This is a genomic window from Pseudarthrobacter lactosi, assembly GCF_055412785.1.
The window spans coordinates 1330019-1346197 of sequence record NZ_JBVAYS010000001.1 but is presented as its reverse complement, the minus strand read 5'-3'; the positions used below and the strand labels follow the sequence as shown (position 1 = coordinate 1346197).

Below are 16179 nucleotides of genomic sequence, written 5' to 3'. Positions count from 1 at the left end.
TTTCCCCGGGCCCGCAGTTAGCTAGCACTGGATTGGACACCATCAATGAGTTTGATCCGGCTGAACGACGTCAACGTCGGCTTTGACAAAACCCAGGTTCTCCGTGAAGCCTTTTTCAAGCTTGACGCGGGTGACAGGGTTGGCCTGATCGGCAAGAACGGTTCGGGCAAGTCCACCATCCTGAAGCTGATCCAAGGGCAGGTGGCCCCCGATTCCGGGACCGTGGCCGTCGAGCTCGGAACCAAGGCTGCCTACTTCTCGCAGTTCTCGGAGTTGAACGGTGAAGCCACCATCGCGGAGGTCCTGGACGGCCTGTTCGCCCACGTTAAAGAGATCGAGGCCGAGTTGGCCGGCATCGACGCGGCCATCGCCGCCGACTCCTCCGACGCAGCGCGGCTTGATGAACTGATCCACCGCCAGTCCGAACTGTTTGAGGCGATGGACCGGCTGGATGGCTGGGACTACCAGCGCAGCATCGACAAAGTACTCACCACGCTCGGCTTCAGCGACCACCACCGCACGTGCGCCATTGACGAGCTCTCCGGCGGCTGGCGGAACCGGGCAGCTTTGGCAAAAATCCTGCTGGAAGCCCCGGACGTCCTCCTGCTTGATGAACCCACCAACTACCTTGATGTGGCCGGCGTCGAATGGCTTGAAGGCTGGTTCCGGACCTTCAAGGGCGCTGCGATCATCGTCTCGCACGACCGGAAGTTCCTGGACTCCGTGGTCACCCGTATCGTGGAGGTCGAGAACTTCCACCTCCACGAATACCCGGGCAATTTTGCCGAATACGTGGTTGCCAAGCAGTTCAGGCTCAAGAGCCTGGAGAGCCAGTTCGTCCACGAGTCCGAGCTGCTCGCCTTCGAAGCCGAAGGCATTTCGGACCGGCGGGAAGCGGCCAAGGCGGCAGGCAAGGGACTCGCCAACCAGCTGGCCAGGATCAAGAAGTCCCGTGCGCCCCGGCCCGTGGACCAGATCATCACGGAAATCTACGGCGGTTTGTACGTCAAGGACGTCCTGTGCCGGGTGGAATCCCTGAGCAAGGCCTACGGCGGAAGAACGCTGTTCAGCGGCCTCAGCTTCGAAATCGGGCGCGGTAACCGCATTGCCGTCATCGGGTCCAACGGCAGCGGCAAGACCACGTTGCTCCGGGCACTCACCGGCGAAGAACCGGCCGATTCCGGCAGCGTAGCCTGGGCAAAAGGCGCCGGAATGGTCTCCTACAACCAGGTGCTGGAAGAACTGGACGACGACGACACGGTCAGCCATGCGGTCAACGCGATGCCTGACAGCCTGGCCCTGACTGCGACGAAGAAATCGGTGAACAGGTTCCTGGCCATGTTCCAGTTCTCCGAGGCTGACCTCAAGCAAAAGATCGGCAACCTCTCAGGCGGCCAGCGCGCCCGTGTGGCCATGGCCCAGTGCCTGCTTTCGGGTGCCTCGGTTCTTCTGCTGGATGAGCCCACCAACCATTTGGACCTCTCCAGCACCCAGGTCATGGAGCGCGCCCTGCTGCATTTCCCGGGGGCAGTGGTGGTGGTCAGCCACGATCGTTTCTTTACCGACAAGATCGCCAACCGGCGACTGGTCTTCAGCGCCGCGGACTCAGGCCACGGGAGTGTGGACCTGCAGGTCGCCTGAGGCCGCCCCGCCTGAGGCGCCGCATCGCCGAACGTCCTACAGCCAGCCCTTCCTTTTGAAAATGGCGTACATCAGGCCTGCGGTACCGGCCATCAGCCCGATGGCCATCGGGTAGCCCAGGGCCCAGTGAAGTTCGGGCATGTGGTCAAAGTTCATGCCGTACACACCGGCCACAAAGGAAGGTGCAAAGAAGATCGCCGCCCAGGAGGAGATCTTCTTGACCTGTTCGTTCTGTTTGGCGCTGGCCTCGTTTTGCCGGTTGGCAGTCAGCGTTCCGTCCAGCGTGAGGGCGTTCTGCAACAGGTCGCGGAATGAATCCGCGCGCGAGATGACCCGCTCCACGTGGTCCTCGACGTCCCGCAGGCTGTGCTGCAGTTCCGAATCCACGCCGTACTTTTCAAAGCCCCGTTTGAGCTGCTGCATCATGTCCGGCAGGGGATGGATGGCGCGCTGGAACTGGATGACTTCGCGGGCCAGTTCATAGATGCGGCGGGAGACGGTGTTGTCCCCGCTGAAGAGCTGGTCCTCGATTTCATCAATGTCGTTTTCGAGGCCGGCCACCACGGGTGCATAGTCGTCCACCACTAGGTCCAGCAACGCATAAAGCACGGCTTCCGGTCCGTGCCGGAGCAGGTCTGGGCGGCCCTCCAGGCGCCGCCTCACCCGGGCAACGCCGGCCATTTCGGCATGGCGGATGGTGACCACAAAATTCCTGCCGGTGAAGATGTGCAGCTCACCGAACTCCACGGTCTCGGTGGCATCGAGGTACCGCGCCGGGCGGAGCACCGTAAAGAGGTTGTCCTCGTACCGTTCAAGCTTGGGCCGCTGGTGCGCCGAAATGGCGTCCTCCACCGCCAGGGAGTGCAGCCCGAACTCGCTGGCCACCGCTGCCATTTCCGCCGCCGTGGGCCGGTACAGCCCGATCCAGGCCATGCCCCCGTGATGGGCAAGGGTCTCGAACGTCTGTTCCAGGCTCTCCGGCTCCGCGCTTCGGACGCCGTCCACGTAGACGGCATTGTCGATGATGGTCACGTCAGGACATCGCCCCGATGATCGCGCCGGCCACCGTCATCGCGAGCAGGTCGTGTCCGGAATCGATCAGGGTGACCGTTGTCGGGCGGCCGGCGAATCCGTTATGGATGACGTGGCCGCCGGCGCGGAACACCAGCGCGAGCACCAGGGCGAACCAGCCGCCCGCCAGTGCGTTGTCCAGGCCCAGCTTGCTGATCAGTACGGCCAGGAGGACGGCGGTCAGGGCGGCCGTAACCATCATGGGAACCCAGATCCCCGCGCCGCCGCTGATGTTCTTGAGGTCCTGTTCGGTCTTTCCGATGGCGGCCATCCACCGCTTGCCCAGCACGGCCGGCATGTACCAGACGAAGCCGATAAGCATGCTCGAGATGAAGGCGAGCAGCACGGCGAGCCAGTTGATCTGTGAAATATGCGAAAGCCAATCCATGCTCGAATCCTAACTGTCTTCGGTGGACCCGCCGCCGCGCCCCGACGATTGCTTGGGCCGTGTTGGGCTGCCGGGCACAGCCTGTGCGAGGCGGCTGATCAGCGGTTCGGTCCGGTACGGAATGTGGGTGTGGAGAGCCAGGACAGTCTCGGTCCGTATCACGCCCTTGATACGGAGGATCTGGCGGAGGGCGGACTGCAGGTTGTGCGTATCGGTGGCCACCACGCGGCACCAGACATCGCCGCGCCCGGAGATCTCATGGACCTCCAGAACCTGGGGGAGCAGCCGGAGGGCGCCCACAACTCCGTCCAGTTCCCGGTGCGTCACTTCGATCGTGACGAAGGCGACGACGTCGTACCCTACCGCCTCGAGGTCTATCTCGCGGCCGCCGTCGTGCAGCACCCCGGCACGGAGCAGGCGCCGCACTCGCGACTGCGCCGTGTTGCGCGCAATCCCCAGCATCTCGGCCAACTCGCCGATCTGGACGCGCGGATCGCGGATGAGTTCCAGCAGGATCTTCAGGTCAGTGGGATCAAGGGTAGGCAAACTGTCACTTTCGGTTACTGGATACACCAGGAATTGCGTATTTTGCTCAATTGTTTCATTAGCAAGGAACCAATCAGTCAACAGTCAAGCATTCTTTAGGTATCAATTTCCACCCGGAGCGGCTTCCCACAAGGACCCACCGCCCCGGTCGACTCCAAGGCAGCAGCAATGACAGTCTTCAATGAACTCCGCATGCGTCCGGCCACCGCCCGGCGGCGGGGCTGGGATGCATCCACCACCGCACGGCTGGTGATGGCCGGTGCCGTCATCTTCACCTTGCTGGTCGGAGCGAACCTGGCCACGCCCCTGTATCCGCTGCTCCAGGCAAGCCTTGGCCTCTCGGCACCCGGGGTCACGGCGGCCTTTGCAAGCTATGTCCTCGCGCTGGTGGCAACGCTCATGCTGGCCGGCCACTGGTCGGACCACATCGGCCGGCGGGCGGCGCTCATCCTGGCCGTACTCGCCGGACTGGCGGGCAGCTGGGTCTTCTCGCAGGCTGAAAACCTTGTGGCGCTTTGCGTCGGACGGGCGCTACAAGGTGTGGCCGTTGCCCTGGCCACGGGTGCCAGTGCCGCCGCGCTGCGGGAACTGCTTCCAACCCGGCCTGAGTGGGCCACGCGCTTCACACTGCTGGCAACGGCGGGAGGAGTAGCGGCCGGACCGGTCATCGGCGGCGTGCTGTCGCTGCTACCGGGGCCCACCACAGCCCCGTACTACGTTCACTCGCTAATTCTGGCGGCAATGCTGGTGCCGCTTTACCTGCTTGAGGCCCGGCCGGCCATCAAGCCGCCGGCCGGCCGGCGTCCCGTCATGGTCCTGGCTCCCCGCCGGCCCGCGGTATCCACTGAGGCGCGGGGGGCGTTCTGGCTCGCGGCCGCCGTCGGATTCCTCAGCTTCTCGGTCTTTGGATTCTGCCTGTCGCTGGCCCCGGCCTATTTCGCCCCGATCCTTCACACGGATTCACGTCCCTTGATCGGCGCCCTTGCCGGGATGACGCTGGCCGCCTCGGCGCTGAGCCAGGTGCTGTCGGTGCGGGGCCGCTTTGTGGTGCCCGCCGGGCTGGCGGTCCTAGGAGGCTCGGTGCTGCTCCTTGCCGCAGCGGCCACCTGGAGCAGTCCGCTGCTGCTGGCCACAGCCAGCGTCTGCGCGGGGCTGGGGCAGGGTGTCGCCTTCCGCACGGTCTTCAATGATGTGGCCGCCAAGGTGGAATCGTCACAGCACGCCCAGGTCATCAGCACGGTTTATGTCATCACGTACCTGGGCAGCGCCGTGCCCGTCCTTGGGCTGGGCTGGGCTACCGCGGTGTTCGGGCTGCCCACGGCCGTCGGGGGCTTCGTGGTGCTGTGCAGCGCCGCCGCAGCGGCGCTCTCCGGGGTAACTCTGAGGAAAGCGCTGCAGCGCGGAGCCTAATCCGGCAGCGGACCGTGGTTCCCCTGGATGTGCTCAAAGACGAGCGTGGTCTCGGTATGGCCCACCACAGGATCGGTGGCCAGGTTGTCGAGGACCCAGTCCCGCAGGTCCTCGGTGCTGGCGACGGCGATGTGCAGCAGGTAGTCCACGGAGCCTGACGTGTGGAACGTGGAGAGGACTGCGGGCAGGTGCGGAACGCGGGCCGTGAAGCGGTCGATCTGGTCCCGGTCGTGGGCCCGCAACCGGACGGCTACGAGTGCCTGGACGGACCTGCCGATGGCCGAGAGGCTGAGCTTCGCCTCAAATCCCTGGACGATGCCACGTTCGGACAACGCGCGGGTCCGCATGAGCGCGGTGGACGGGGCGATGCCCACAAGTTCTGCCAACTGCTTGTTGGAGATCCGTGCATCGTCCACCAAGGCGGCGAGAAGCCGTTCATCAATGGCATCCAGCGGCTCAAAGTGGCTGGCGGGCCGGATGTTTTTTGGGTTACTGCTCATGGAATCTCCTTGAATGTCCGTCAGTTCATCCTAGACGCCGGAATCCTGCTGATCACCCCGGAACGCATCCTCCCGTCCGAATAATCGCCAGACGGACCCGTCATTTGGTGGCCGATAGTTCTACGGCCGCGCGGCCTTCATCCGGTCGTGTGTGCCGGGCAGTGCTGACTCCTCGTTCCCGCGGGGATGTACGACGGCGACTGTCACCGCCGTGACGCAGGCGAGGGCAATGATTGCCGCTGCAAGCGCAGTCCAGCCCAGTGACTGGAACACCAGGCCACCCGCCCAGCCGATGACGCTCGAGCCCAGGTAATAGGCCAGGTTGTAGAGCGACGATGCCTGGGCGCGGCCGGTGGTGGCGATGCTTCCGGTCCAGCCTGCGCCAATGCTGTGGGCCGCGAAGAAGCCGCCGGTGAAGACCACCAGGCCGGCAAGGATCAGAGCGAGCACCGGCGTCAGCGTCAGTGCCAGCCCAACCATCATCAGGACGATGCCCGCAAGCAGCACATTCTTGCGGCCAAACCTGGCCGTCAGCCCGCCGGCCCAGCGGGACGAAAACGTTCCCGAAAGGTAGGCCAGGAAGATCAGGCTGATGAGGGTTGCCGGCAGCGTGAACGGCTCAGCGGACAGACGGAAGCCAAGGTAGTTGTAGACGGCTACAAACCCGCCCATCATCAGGAAGGCCTGAATATAGAGCGCCAGCAGCCGGGGATTGCGCACATGCCCGCCGAGCGTCGCCATGGCTCCGCGCAAACCGGAGGCTTTGGCGGCGGTGAATCCCTTGGCCTGCGGTACCAGAACCAGAAAGAGTACCGCGGCCACTGTTGCCAGCAGGGAAACGGAAAGAGCGGCTGTGCGCCAGCCCCACAGCTCACCTGCCGGCCCAGCCAGGAGTCGGCCGGCCAGTCCGCCCAGCGTTGTGCCGGCAACATAGCTTCCTGCCGCCATGGCCGCATGGGCCCTGTTCACTTCCTCGTTCAGGTAGGCGATGGCGATGGCCGGGATCCCGCCCAACGCCATGCCTTCGAGTAGCCGCAAGGCAAGCAGCGCGCCGAAGGTGGGGGCGAGGGGTACCAGCAGGCCCAGGACGGTGGCGGCGGAGATGCCCCAGGCCATCGCCTTGACCCGGCCGATCCTGTCCGCGAGGAAGGACCAGGGGATAACGGTGATGGCCAGGCCCACAGTGGCCAGCGATATGGTCAACGCCGCCTCTGCCGCGGTCACCTTCAGGTCTGCAGCCAGGAGCGGCAATACCGCCTGGGTGGAGTAGAGCTGGGCGAATGTGGCCACGCCCGCGAAGGCCAGGCCGGCCAGGATCTTGTTGTAAGAGGCGGAGCCTTTGGGGTGTCCCGCCCAGCCATCCTGCGGTGGGGCGACGCTTCCCTGGGCTGCGGCATTTTGTGGCATAGCTCAAGGGTAGACTTCCGCAATATATGCTTCCAATGCATCTTTTACGTACAATTCATGTCCAAAACGGAACGTTTGAAAAGGTGGGGCGAATGCACGCAGACCACAAACAGCTGGTGAAGCTCCTGCCGCTGCTTCCCATCCTGGCTGAACTGGGCCGGACCCAGCACGTCACGGAAACAGCTGAGCTCCTTGGGGTACCCCAGTCCACGGTGAGCCGGGCCCTGTCCCGGGCCAGCGCCGTCGTCGGAACCGAACTGCTGATCCGTGACGGACGGGGCATCCGCCTCACTGCGGCCGCCCGGACGCTGCTGCCGTACATCGAATCGGCCCTGACCGAATTCCAGGCGGGGCTGGACCTGGTCCGGCACGAGTCGGACGTGGTGCGGGGGAAGGTGTCACTGTCCTTTCAGCACACGTTCGGCGAGGCCACCCTGCCCCTGCTCATCAGCGCCTTCCGCAGCCGCCACCCGGAGGCTGGCTTCATCCTCCGCCAGGGGGCGCGGGACACCTGCCTCGCCGAGCTCGCCTCGGGCCAGGCGGATCTGTCGCTGACAGCCCCGGTTCCGTCCGCAAGCAGCATCATCGCCTCGGCATCGCTCTACCGTGAACCCCTCCGCCTGGTGGTTCACCACGGCCATCCCCTGGCAGGCCGGGGGAGCGTCAGCGTGCAGGACATCCGCCGGGACCCCTTCGTGGCGCTGGAGCCGGGGTACGGCATGCGGTCACTGACCGATGCGCTGTTCCGCGAAGCAGGATTCCGGCCGCGGATCGCGTTCGAAAGCCAGGACACCCACACAGCCCGGGGCCTGGTCGCCGCGGGCCTTGGCGTCAGCATCCTGCCGCCCGGGGGCAACGCTCCGGGGCGCCATGTCAGCCCGGAAACGGGCAACCTGGGCTGGGTCGAGATCGGCATGGAATCCGGGCTTGCGTACCGCGAGATCGGGCTGGGCTGGCGGCGGCGGAAACCCGGTCCCGATGCTGAGCCCGATCCTGTCCGCTTCTTCCGTGAGATGGTCCTACAGGAGGGTCCCCAGTTGCTGGCCGGCCTGGTTGCCGCCCGTTCAGGGAGCGGATAGGCGCGGGTGTTGCCGCAAGGGCTTGGTGAGACACGACGGCGGGCTGCGGCCCGGCAGCGATTCGTCGGCGGCGTTTCAGTAGGCTTGGAAGGTGACTGACAGCGAACACCCCCGGACCGCAACTCCCCGCATGCACCCGCAGGGCGGCGCCATAGCCGCCCCGGGCCCCCTCGCGGGGGTCATTATCGGTCTGGACATTGGCGGTACAAAGACCCGCGGTGTCCGGTTTGAGGACGGACTGGCCGTGGCCGACGAGTCCGCCGGCAGCTCCAACGTCCAGAACGTCAGCCGCGAACAGGCGGCACTGAACCTCGCGGATCTCTTCTCGCGGATCGGCGGGGGGCAGGTGGCCCAGGTGTATGCGGGCGCCGGGGGCATTGACACCGACGACGACGCCGCCGCCCTGGCCGCGCTGATCGAACCCCATGTTCCGGGAGCAAGGATCACCGTGGTCCACGATTCACGGCTGCTGCTGGCCGCGGGCGGTGCCAGCACCGGTGTGGCCGTCATTGCCGGAACCGGCTCCGCAGCCTGGGGACGGAACGCCGCCGGCGACGAGGCCCGGGCCGGCGGCTGGGGCTACCTTCTCGGTGATGAAGGCAGCGGCTACTGGCTCGGCCGCGAGGCAGTCCGGCACAGCCTGCGCCGGATGAACCAGGGACTCCAGGCGGATCAGTTGACCGAAGCCCTGCTCTTCGCATGTGGAGTGGACCACCCCAACAGGCTGATTGCGCTTTTCCATTCCCCAGATACCGGCCGCCGGTTCTGGGCCCAGCAGGCACGCCTGGTGGTGGACGCCGCGGCGGCCGGTCACGCGGCCAGCCAGGAACTCCTGGACCAGGCCGGCAAGGACCTTGCCGGGCTGGCTGCCCAGGCATTGCGGAAGCTTGGCATCGACGGACCCGTCATTCTCGGCAGCGGACTGGGCATGAATGTGGTCCCGCTTCAGAACGCTTTCCGGAGCCACCTTGCCGACGCCGGCGTAGACGATGTCCGTGTCCTGGAGCAGGACCCCGTGTTTGGCGTCCTGAAGTTGGTGTCGGAAGGGTCAGGGTCCCACTGACCGCTTCCGCGGTGTCAGCCTGACTGCTGGCATGATGGGAGCCGGGATGCGGCCGGCTTCGGTGTCTGCGTCGGGCCCGTGCCCGTCAACCAGCCCGTAGCGGGCTCCCCGTGCGGCTTCGTCGGCGAGGCCCGCCTGCGCTTCCCAGTCCTCACGGGCCTGCTCCACTTCGTCGTGCGTGCGGCCCACGAAGTTCCACCACATCAGGAGTTCCTCCTGGAACGGTTCCCCGCCGATCAGGAGGAAACGTGTGCCGGGCAGGGCTTGGAACTCCAGTGAGGGGCGTCCCGCACCCAGGTAGCCCAGCGGCCCGGGCAGGACCTCCTGCCCGTCCAGCGTCAGCCCGCCGTCGAGCACCAGCACGGCATGCTCAAAGTGCACGTTCAACGGCAGGACGGCCGGGCCCTCGCAGGAGATGTCTGCTCCGACGATGGGGGAGTACATCGTTGCGGGTGACACCGCCCCGGCGAATTCGCCAATCATCACCGTCGCAGTGAAACCCGGCCCCTTCACGGAGGGCAGTTCCCGGTGCTGCTCAAACGCGGGTTCGCGGTGGCGTTCAGCGTCCGGCAACGCTACCCAGAGTTGCAGGCCGCGCTGGACGGGCAGGGGCGCGGCGGCGTCGGGACCTGCATCGGAATCAGGAAGAACCGCGAACTCCGAGTGGGATACCCCGTGCCCGGCGGTCATGATGTTCAGCTCACCGGGCCGGACCACAACATCGCTGCCCACACTGTCCCGGTGCCGGACGTTCCCTGCAAGCGGCCAGGTGACCGTCTGAAGCCCGGTGTGCGGGTGCGGGAGGACGGACATGGCGGTGCGGTCCGGGCCGAAACTGTCCAGGAAACACCAGGCGCCGATGGTGGGCAAACCCCGCTGCGGCAGGGTGCGCCGGACGGTCATGGCCCGCACGCCGCCGAGCGGAACCTCCCGTTCGGGCCAGAGCTGGAGGCAGGGGCCGGACGTCCCTTCGGGGCCTGCGGGCGGACAAAGTTCCTGCTGGGGAGCCACTTCCAAGTTGGTCACCGTTCAACTCTAGGCCGGGCTTGAGTCAGGCGTAAGCAGCACAGCACACGGTGTTCGGTGGGACCCATCCGCGCCCGGTTGTACAACGAATGATTACAGTAGGGATTCTCTTGCCCGGATCGCCTGCTGATCCGGTTACGCTGATCACGGATTGCGTTACCGTAAATATCAGTGAGCTTATGATCCAACACTGTCCGATGCCGTCCAACAGAACAGGTAAGTCCGCAGATGGACCAAGCCATGATTGAGTTCCAGAGCGTCACCAAGCAGTATCAGGGCGGGCAGCCTGCCGTGGACCAGCTCACCATGTCCATCGACAAGGGCTCCATCACCGTTTTTGTCGGGCCGTCAGGCTGCGGCAAAACCACGTCGCTGCGGATGATCAACCGCATGGTGGAACCTACGTCCGGTGTGATCACCGTGGACGGGCGGGACGTGACCTCGGTTCCGGCCGCGGAGCTGAGACGGTCCATGGGCTACGTGATGCAGTCCTCCGGACTGATGCCGCACCGTTCCGTGCTGGACAACATCGCCACCGTGCCCCGGCTTAACGGCGTTTCCAAGGCAGAGGCCCGCAAACGCGCCACTGAACTGCTCGACGTCGTCGGGCTGGCTTCCGCGCTCGGGAAGCGGTACCCGTCCCAGCTCTCCGGCGGCCAGCAGCAGCGCGTCGGTGTAGCCCGGGCGCTCGCCGCCGATCCACCCGTCCTCCTGATGGACGAACCGTTCAGCGCCGTTGATCCCGTGGTGCGTGATGAACTGCAGCAGGAACTCCTGAGGCTGCAGAAAGACCTCGCAAAAACCATCGTTTTCGTTACGCACGACATCGATGAGGCAACCATTCTTGGCGACAAGGTGGCCGTTTTCGCTGTCGGCGGCCGGCTGGCCCAGTACGCCACCCCGGAGGAAATCCTCCGGGCACCGGCGAATGATTTTGTGGCTTCCTTCGTGGGGCGGGACCGTGGCTTCCGCCACCTGGGGTTCACCACGTCCGACGCCGTCACCATCCACCCGGTGCCCACGATCGTGATGACGGCCGGCCAGTTTGCCGGCGATCCCGCCGCGGTAACCGATTGGCAGCTCGTGGTGGATCCGGACCTGCGCCCCCTTGGCTGGGCGAGGCCCGGGACGGACTCAGAGCTCATTCCGGGCGGGTCACTTTTCCGGCCCGGCGAGACACTGCGGCGCGCACTGGACTCGGCATTGTCGTCCCCTTCCGGCCAAGGTGTGGCGGTTGACGGCGATGGCAAGGTCCTGGGAACCGTCAGGGCTCAGGAAGTCCTCGGTGTCATTGAGGACGCCCGCCAGGTCAGGCAGGCTGCGCTCTGATGGAGTGGTTCCTGGCAAACAGCGGCATGGTCTTGGGACTGGCCGGCCAGCACCTGGTCCTGGCCCTCATTCCGATGGTCCTTGGGCTGGTTATTTCCATTCCGTTGGCGCAGTTGGCGCGTACGCACCCGGCGCTGCGTTCGGTGGTGGTGACCGCAAGTTCATTGCTGTACACCGTCCCCTCGCTGGCGTTGTTCATCATCCTGCCCTCGGTTCTCGGAACCCGGATCCTGGACCCGATCAACGTCATTGTTGCCCTGACCATCTACGCGGTGGCGCTGCTGGTCCGGGCCGCCCTGGATGCTTTTGACTCCGTGGAGGAGGACCTCCGCCAAGCCGCCATCGCGATGGGGTACCAGCCGTGGCTCCGCTTTGTCCAGATCGACCTGCCGCTCTCCCTGCCGGTGATGTTCGCCGGGCTGCGGGTGGTTTCCGTCAGCAACATCTCCCTGGTGAGCGTCGCGGCACTCCTGGGCGTGGGGAACCTGGGCATGCTGTTTACGGATGGACTGCAACGGAACTTCGTCACGGAAGTGGTGGTGGGAATCATCGCGATCCTCGTCCTTGCACTCCTGATGGATGCCGTGCTGGTCGTCCTGGAAAGGCTGTTGACGCCGTGGACCCGCGCCGCTAAGGCCTCTGGCCCCTCGGCAACTTCGGCCGCTGGCTACCTGGCCGATGCCAACGTCCACGCAGGGGCCGCACCATGAGCAATATTTTTACGGACACCCTCGCCTGGATAGCTGATCCCCTGCACTGGACCGGCACGTCCGGCATCCCCGTCCGGCTCTCGGAGCACCTCCAGTACAGCGGGCTGGTCCTGCTGATTGCCACGGCCATCGCCGTTCCGGCAGGGCTCTACATCGGACACACGGGTCGCGGACGCGTGGTGGCCGTCGCGGTGGCAGGTGCGCTGCGGGCCCTGCCTACCTTGGGCCTGCTGGTCCTCTTCGCCCTCTTGGCGGGAAGCAGCCTGATGCCACCGGTGTGGGCGCTGGTCATCCTGACCGTTCCACCGCTCCTTGCCGGAACCTACGCCGGCATTTCGAGTGTGGACAGGACCGTGGTGGATGCTGCCCGGGCGGTGGGCATGACCGAGCTGCAGATCCTGTTCAGGGTCGAGCTGCCAAACGGGTTGCAGGTGATGTTCGGCGGTGTCAGAACCGCCGTCCTGCAGGTCGTCGCTACAGTTTCTGTGGTTGCGTACCTACCCCTGGGCGGACTGGGCCGCTACCTTTTTGACGGCCTGGCGCTGCAGGATTTCCCGCGGATGCTTGCCGGGTCCCTGCTGATTGCAGGGCTGGCCATCGTTGTTGACCTCATTCTGGCCGCAGCGCAAAGAGTCCTTCTTTCGCCTGGCCTCAAGACCGATCTGCGCGGTAGCCAAAAGGCTTCCGTTGATCTCTCAGCTGCCGCGCCTGCGCCAGCTGCTGTTCAAGGAGGTACCCCATGAAAGAGAACACCAGGACAATCCTTACCCGCCGGGGACTGGCTGGCATGGCTGCCGGCGTCGGCCTGGCCGTCGCGCTGACAGCCTGCGGCGGGAGTGACCCCTTGGCCACCCCCAGCACCAGCGCCGGAAGCGCCGGCGGCGGCTCGTTGGTGGTCGGCTCGGCTGACTTCCCGGAGAGCCAGATCGTGGCTGAGATCTATGCCGGCGCACTGACTGCTGCAGGGGTCACGGCAACCACCAAGCCCAACATCGGTGCGCGCGAAATTTACTTCAAGGCGGTCCAGGACGGTTCCATTGACCTTGTCCCCGACTACTCGGGCAATCTGCTCTCACACGTGGCTCCGGAAGCTGCCGAGGTCTCGGCCGACGATATCTACAAGGCCCTGCCCGGTAAGCTCCCCGACGGGCTGGCAGTCCTGGAAGCATCCAAGGCTGAGTCCAAGGACGCCATGGTGGTCACCAAGGCCACCGCAGAGAAGTACCAGCTGAAGTCCATTGTGGACCTGGCCAAGGTCTGCAAGGACCTGACCATGGCGGCCCCGGCCACGTTCGAAACCCGTGCCTACGGTCTGCCCGGCCTCAAAGCGAACTACGGCTGCGAACTGAAGTCGCTGAAGCCCTTCAGCGACGGCGGCGGCAACCTGACCCTGCAGGCACTGCTGACCGACGACGTCCAGGTGGCTGACATCTACACCACCACGCCGTCCATCGCGGACAACGATCTGGTGGTCCTGGAGGATCCCAAGAACAACTTCAAGGCCCAGCAGGTTCTGCCGCTCTACAACAAGGCAAAAATGACGGACAAGGCCAAGGACGCGCTCAATGCCGTATCGAAGATCCTGACCACTGAGGACCTGGTCAACCTCAACCGCGCAGTCAGCGGCAGCCAGAAGCAAAACGCCAAAGACGCAGCGGCCACCTGGCTGAAGGACAAGGGGATCGTCAAGTAGCACCTGACTCCACTGCGCAAATCACGACGGCGGCTGCCGGACCCACTCGGGCCGGCAGCCGCCGTCGTCAGCTCTCCGCACTTCTGTGTCTGAGGTCTCAACGGAAGTACATCCGTCATATGGCATATTTGATGGATGGCAGAATTCAAGCAGTCCACCAAGCTTCACAACGTCCTATACGACATCCGTGGACCGATCCTTGAGGCCGCCCAGCAGATGGAGGCGGAGGGTCACCGGATCCTCAAACTGAACATCGGGAACCCTGCGCCGTTTGGATTTGAAGCCCCGGACGCCATCCTGGTGGACATGATCCGCCATCTGCCCCATGCCCAGGGCTACAGCGACTCCCGGGGCATCTTCTCGGCGCGGACCGCCGTCTCCCAGTACTACCAGACCCGCGGGATCCAGAACATCCATGTGGACGACATCTACCTGGGCAACGGCGTCAGCGAACTGATCACCATGTCGCTCATGGCGCTGCTCAACGACGGTGATGAAGTGCTGATCCCCACACCGGATTACCCGCTGTGGACCGCTTCCGTAGCCCTGGCGAGCGGCAAGCCGGTGCACTACCTCTGCGACGAGGAATCAGGCTGGCAGCCGGACCTTGAGGACCTTGAAGCAAAGATCACGCCCCGCACCAAGGGCATCGTGGTGATCAACCCCAACAACCCGACGGGCGCGGTCTACCCGGAAGAGACACTGAAGAAGATCGTGGCCCTGGCCGAAAAGCACGGGCTGATCATTTTCGCGGATGAAATCTACGAAAAGATCCTGTACGAGGACGCCGTGCACATCAACATGGCCGCGCTTACAGGCGACGACGTCCTGTGCCTCACTTTCAGTGGACTGTCCAAGGCCTACCGCGTCTGCGGCTACCGTGCCGGCTGGATGGCCATCTCGGGCCCGAAGAAAGATGCCTCGGACTACCTGGAAGGCATCAGCCTCCTGGCCAACATGCGCCTCTGTGCCAATGTACCGGCCCAGCATGCCATCCAGACCGCACTCGGCGGCTACCAGAGCATCAATGACCTCATCCTGCCCGGCGGCAGGCTGCTGGAACAGCGGAACAAAGCCTACGACATGCTCAACGCCATCCCCGGTGTGAGCACGCAGCAGGCCCGTGGCGCCATGTACCTCTTCCCGAAGCTCGATCCCGAGGTATTTCATATCCGCGACGACGAGAAGTTCGTTTTGGACCTGCTGCGCGAGCAGAAAATCCTGGTCTCCCACGGCCGGGCTTTCAACTGGGTCCGCCCCGATCACTTCCGGATGGTTACCCTGCCTCTGGTGAAGGACCTCGAGGAGGCCATCAACCGCATGGGGGACTTCCTGAGCAGGTACAAAGGGAACTAGCCTGTGGTGACGCGCCTGTTGGCGCGGACACTGCGGACAAAGGACCCCGATGGCTGACTTGGTCGAGTTCAAGAAGCACCCCGTCGATACGCTGAGGGTGGGGAAAGGCTTCTCGTTGGCTGACGCCGACCCTGACGCGACGCCCGGTTACAAGGGCAACAAAGCCGATGGCCAGGCAATTCTGGCTGAACTGGACGGCGCGTTGGCCGAACTTCAGGAAAAGCTGTTCGCGGAGTCGCGCTTCGGCGGGAGAAAGCGGCTTCTGCTGATCCTGCAGGCCATGGACACCGCGGGCAAGGGCGGAATCGTCAACCACGTCATGGCCACCATGGATCCGCAGGGCGTCCAGTTCAAGGCTTTCAAGGCACCCACCGAGGAAGAGAAGTCCTATGACTTCCTCTGGCGGATCGAGAAGGAAGTGCCCGGAGCGGGCATGGTGGGCATCTTCGACCGCTCCCACTATGAGGACGTTTTGATCCACCGGGTCCATAACTGGGCGTCGCCCGCTGAACTTAAGCGCCGCTACCGGGCCATTAATGAGTTTGAGGCTCGCCAAACCGATGCCGGAACCAAAATCATCAAGGTGATGCTTAACATCAGCAAGGATGAACAGAAGGCCCGGCTCCTTGCCCGGCTGGACAACCCAGCCAAGCACTGGAAATACAGCAGCAGCGACCTCAAAGAACGGGCATTCTGGGGCGACTACATGAGCGCCTACCAGGCTGCCTTCGACGAGACCAACACGGAAGCCGCACCCTGGCATGTGGTTCCGGCCAACAAAAAATGGTACGCCAGGATCGCGGTGCAGCAGTTGGTGCTGGGTGCACTGTCTGACATGAAGCTGGACTGGCCGAAAGCTGAGTTCGACGTCGCTATCGAACGGGAACTGGTTGATCGGTCCTGACCTGGGGCGGGGTGTTCCGAGGGGTAGGCCCGCAACCGTGGGTCAGGGGGCTGGTC

General features: G+C 64.6%; 16 protein-coding genes. 10 read left to right on the top strand and 6 right to left on the bottom strand.

The window, feature by feature from the left end:
• Window positions 1–45: 45 nt before the first annotated feature.
• Window positions 46–1641, top strand: coding sequence for an ABC-F family ATP-binding cassette domain-containing protein (locus ACZY0Q_RS06190; RefSeq protein WP_463915295.1), 1596 nt, complete (start codon window positions 46–48; stop codon window positions 1639–1641).
• A 36-nt stretch (window positions 1642–1677) separates the two neighbouring features.
• On the opposite strand, the gene corA is transcribed toward ACZY0Q_RS06190, so the two are convergent.
• The 3 genes from corA to ACZY0Q_RS06175 are packed head-to-tail and all read right to left on the bottom strand — an operon-like array spanning window position 1678 to window position 3646.
• Window positions 1678–2673, bottom strand: a complete 996-nt coding sequence (gene corA / locus ACZY0Q_RS06185) for a magnesium/cobalt transporter CorA (protein ID WP_463915294.1) — start codon at window positions 2671–2673, stop codon at window positions 1678–1680.
• A gap of 1 nt (window position 2674) precedes the next feature.
• Entirely contained in the window at window positions 2675–3100 is a 426-nt protein-coding gene (locus ACZY0Q_RS06180) for a DUF1761 domain-containing protein (protein ID WP_463915293.1), read from the bottom strand.
• A gap of 9 nt (window positions 3101–3109) precedes the next feature.
• A complete protein-coding gene (locus tag ACZY0Q_RS06175; RefSeq protein ID WP_463915292.1) occupies window positions 3110–3646 on the bottom strand; it encodes an Lrp/AsnC family transcriptional regulator in 537 nt (178 codons plus the stop codon).
• A gap of 168 nt (window positions 3647–3814) precedes the next feature.
• Here ACZY0Q_RS06175 and ACZY0Q_RS06170 point away from each other — a divergent pair, with 168 nt between their 5' ends.
• On the top strand, window positions 3815–5056 hold the full coding sequence (locus ACZY0Q_RS06170; RefSeq protein WP_463915291.1) for an MFS transporter: 1242 nt from the start codon (window positions 3815–3817) through the stop codon (window positions 5054–5056).
• Here the strand turns inward: ACZY0Q_RS06170 and ACZY0Q_RS06165 are convergent.
• Window positions 5053–5556, bottom strand: coding sequence for an Lrp/AsnC family transcriptional regulator (locus ACZY0Q_RS06165; RefSeq protein ID WP_111908434.1), 504 nt, complete (start codon window positions 5554–5556; stop codon window positions 5053–5055). The genes ACZY0Q_RS06170 and ACZY0Q_RS06165 overlap by 4 nt on opposite strands.
• A gap of 120 nt (window positions 5557–5676) precedes the next feature.
• Complete coding sequence (locus ACZY0Q_RS06160; protein ID WP_463915290.1) at window positions 5677–6963, bottom strand: MFS transporter; 1287 nt, start codon at window positions 6961–6963, stop codon at window positions 5677–5679.
• A gap of 92 nt (window positions 6964–7055) precedes the next feature.
• On the opposite strand from ACZY0Q_RS06160, the gene ACZY0Q_RS06155 reads away from it, so the two are divergent.
• Window positions 7056–8042 (top strand): LysR substrate-binding domain-containing protein, encoded by a 987-nt coding sequence (locus ACZY0Q_RS06155; protein ID WP_463915289.1) that lies wholly within the window; start codon window positions 7056–7058, stop codon window positions 8040–8042.
• Window positions 8043–8172: 130 nt separating this feature from the next.
• On the top strand, window positions 8173–9105 hold the full coding sequence (locus ACZY0Q_RS06150) for an N-acetylglucosamine kinase (RefSeq protein ID WP_463916264.1): 933 nt from the start codon (window positions 8173–8175) through the stop codon (window positions 9103–9105).
• Here ACZY0Q_RS06150 and ACZY0Q_RS06145 read toward each other — a convergent pair.
• The gene (locus tag ACZY0Q_RS06145; RefSeq protein ID WP_463915288.1) at window positions 9091–10131 is read right to left on the bottom strand and encodes a pirin family protein; all 1041 of its coding nucleotides are present in this window, start codon (window positions 10129–10131) and stop codon (window positions 9091–9093) included. The two genes, ACZY0Q_RS06150 and ACZY0Q_RS06145, sit on opposite strands and share 15 nt — an antisense overlap.
• A gap of 228 nt (window positions 10132–10359) precedes the next feature.
• On the opposite strand from ACZY0Q_RS06145, the gene ACZY0Q_RS06140 reads away from it, so the two are divergent.
• The 6 genes from ACZY0Q_RS06140 to ACZY0Q_RS06115 all read left to right on the top strand — a co-directional run bounded on the left by ACZY0Q_RS06140 (window position 10360) and on the right by ACZY0Q_RS06115 (window position 16123).
• Window positions 10360–11460 (top strand): ABC transporter ATP-binding protein, encoded by a 1101-nt coding sequence (locus ACZY0Q_RS06140; RefSeq protein ID WP_463915287.1) that lies wholly within the window; start codon window positions 10360–10362, stop codon window positions 11458–11460.
• Window positions 11460–12170 carry an ABC transporter permease gene (locus tag ACZY0Q_RS06135; RefSeq protein ID WP_463915286.1) on the top strand — a complete coding sequence of 237 codons (711 nt, stop codon included), beginning with the start codon at window positions 11460–11462 and terminating at the stop codon, window positions 12168–12170. The genes ACZY0Q_RS06140 and ACZY0Q_RS06135 overlap by 1 nt, the downstream gene beginning before the upstream one ends.
• Window positions 12167–12913, top strand: a complete 747-nt coding sequence (locus ACZY0Q_RS06130; RefSeq protein WP_463915285.1) for an ABC transporter permease — start codon at window positions 12167–12169, stop codon at window positions 12911–12913. Before ACZY0Q_RS06135 ends, ACZY0Q_RS06130 begins: the two co-directional genes overlap by 4 nt.
• Window positions 12910–13863, top strand: a complete 954-nt coding sequence (locus ACZY0Q_RS06125) for an ABC transporter substrate-binding protein (RefSeq protein ID WP_463915284.1) — start codon at window positions 12910–12912, stop codon at window positions 13861–13863. The genes ACZY0Q_RS06130 and ACZY0Q_RS06125 overlap by 4 nt, the downstream gene beginning before the upstream one ends.
• Before the next feature lie 135 nt (window positions 13864–13998).
• Window positions 13999–15219: a pyridoxal phosphate-dependent aminotransferase gene (locus ACZY0Q_RS06120; RefSeq protein WP_463915283.1), complete on the top strand. Its 1221-nt coding sequence runs from the start codon at window positions 13999–14001 to the stop codon at window positions 15217–15219.
• A 49-nt stretch (window positions 15220–15268) separates the two neighbouring features.
• Window positions 15269–16123, top strand: coding sequence for a polyphosphate kinase 2 family protein (locus tag ACZY0Q_RS06115; RefSeq protein WP_463915282.1), 855 nt, complete (start codon window positions 15269–15271; stop codon window positions 16121–16123).
• The last annotated feature ends 56 nt before the right edge of the window (window positions 16124–16179 follow it).

Coding starts and splice junctions, on each gene's coding strand:
- ACZY0Q_RS06190 (WP_463915295.1), top strand. CDS start 46: ATGAGTTTGATCCGGCTGAACGACGTCAACGTCGGCTTTGACAAAACC.
- ACZY0Q_RS06180 (WP_463915293.1), bottom strand. CDS start 3,100: ATGGATTGGCTTTCGCATATTTCACAGATCAACTGGCTCGCCGTGCTG.
- ACZY0Q_RS06170 (WP_463915291.1), top strand. CDS start 3,815: ATGACAGTCTTCAATGAACTCCGCATGCGTCCGGCCACCGCCCGGCGG.
- ACZY0Q_RS06165 (WP_111908434.1), bottom strand. CDS start 5,556: ATGAGCAGTAACCCAAAAAACATCCGGCCCGCCAGCCACTTTGAGCCG.
- ACZY0Q_RS06160 (WP_463915290.1), bottom strand. CDS start 6,963: ATGCCACAAAATGCCGCAGCCCAGGGAAGCGTCGCCCCACCGCAGGAT.
- ACZY0Q_RS06155 (WP_463915289.1), top strand. CDS start 7,056: ATGCACGCAGACCACAAACAGCTGGTGAAGCTCCTGCCGCTGCTTCCC.
- ACZY0Q_RS06150 (WP_463916264.1), top strand. CDS start 8,173: ATGCACCCGCAGGGCGGCGCCATAGCCGCCCCGGGCCCCCTCGCGGGG.
- ACZY0Q_RS06140 (WP_463915287.1), top strand. CDS start 10,360: ATGGACCAAGCCATGATTGAGTTCCAGAGCGTCACCAAGCAGTATCAG.
- ACZY0Q_RS06135 (WP_463915286.1), top strand. CDS start 11,460: ATGGAGTGGTTCCTGGCAAACAGCGGCATGGTCTTGGGACTGGCCGGC.
- ACZY0Q_RS06130 (WP_463915285.1), top strand. CDS start 12,167: ATGAGCAATATTTTTACGGACACCCTCGCCTGGATAGCTGATCCCCTG.
- ACZY0Q_RS06125 (WP_463915284.1), top strand. CDS start 12,910: ATGAAAGAGAACACCAGGACAATCCTTACCCGCCGGGGACTGGCTGGC.
- ACZY0Q_RS06120 (WP_463915283.1), top strand. CDS start 13,999: ATGGCAGAATTCAAGCAGTCCACCAAGCTTCACAACGTCCTATACGAC.
- ACZY0Q_RS06115 (WP_463915282.1), top strand. CDS start 15,269: ATGGCTGACTTGGTCGAGTTCAAGAAGCACCCCGTCGATACGCTGAGG.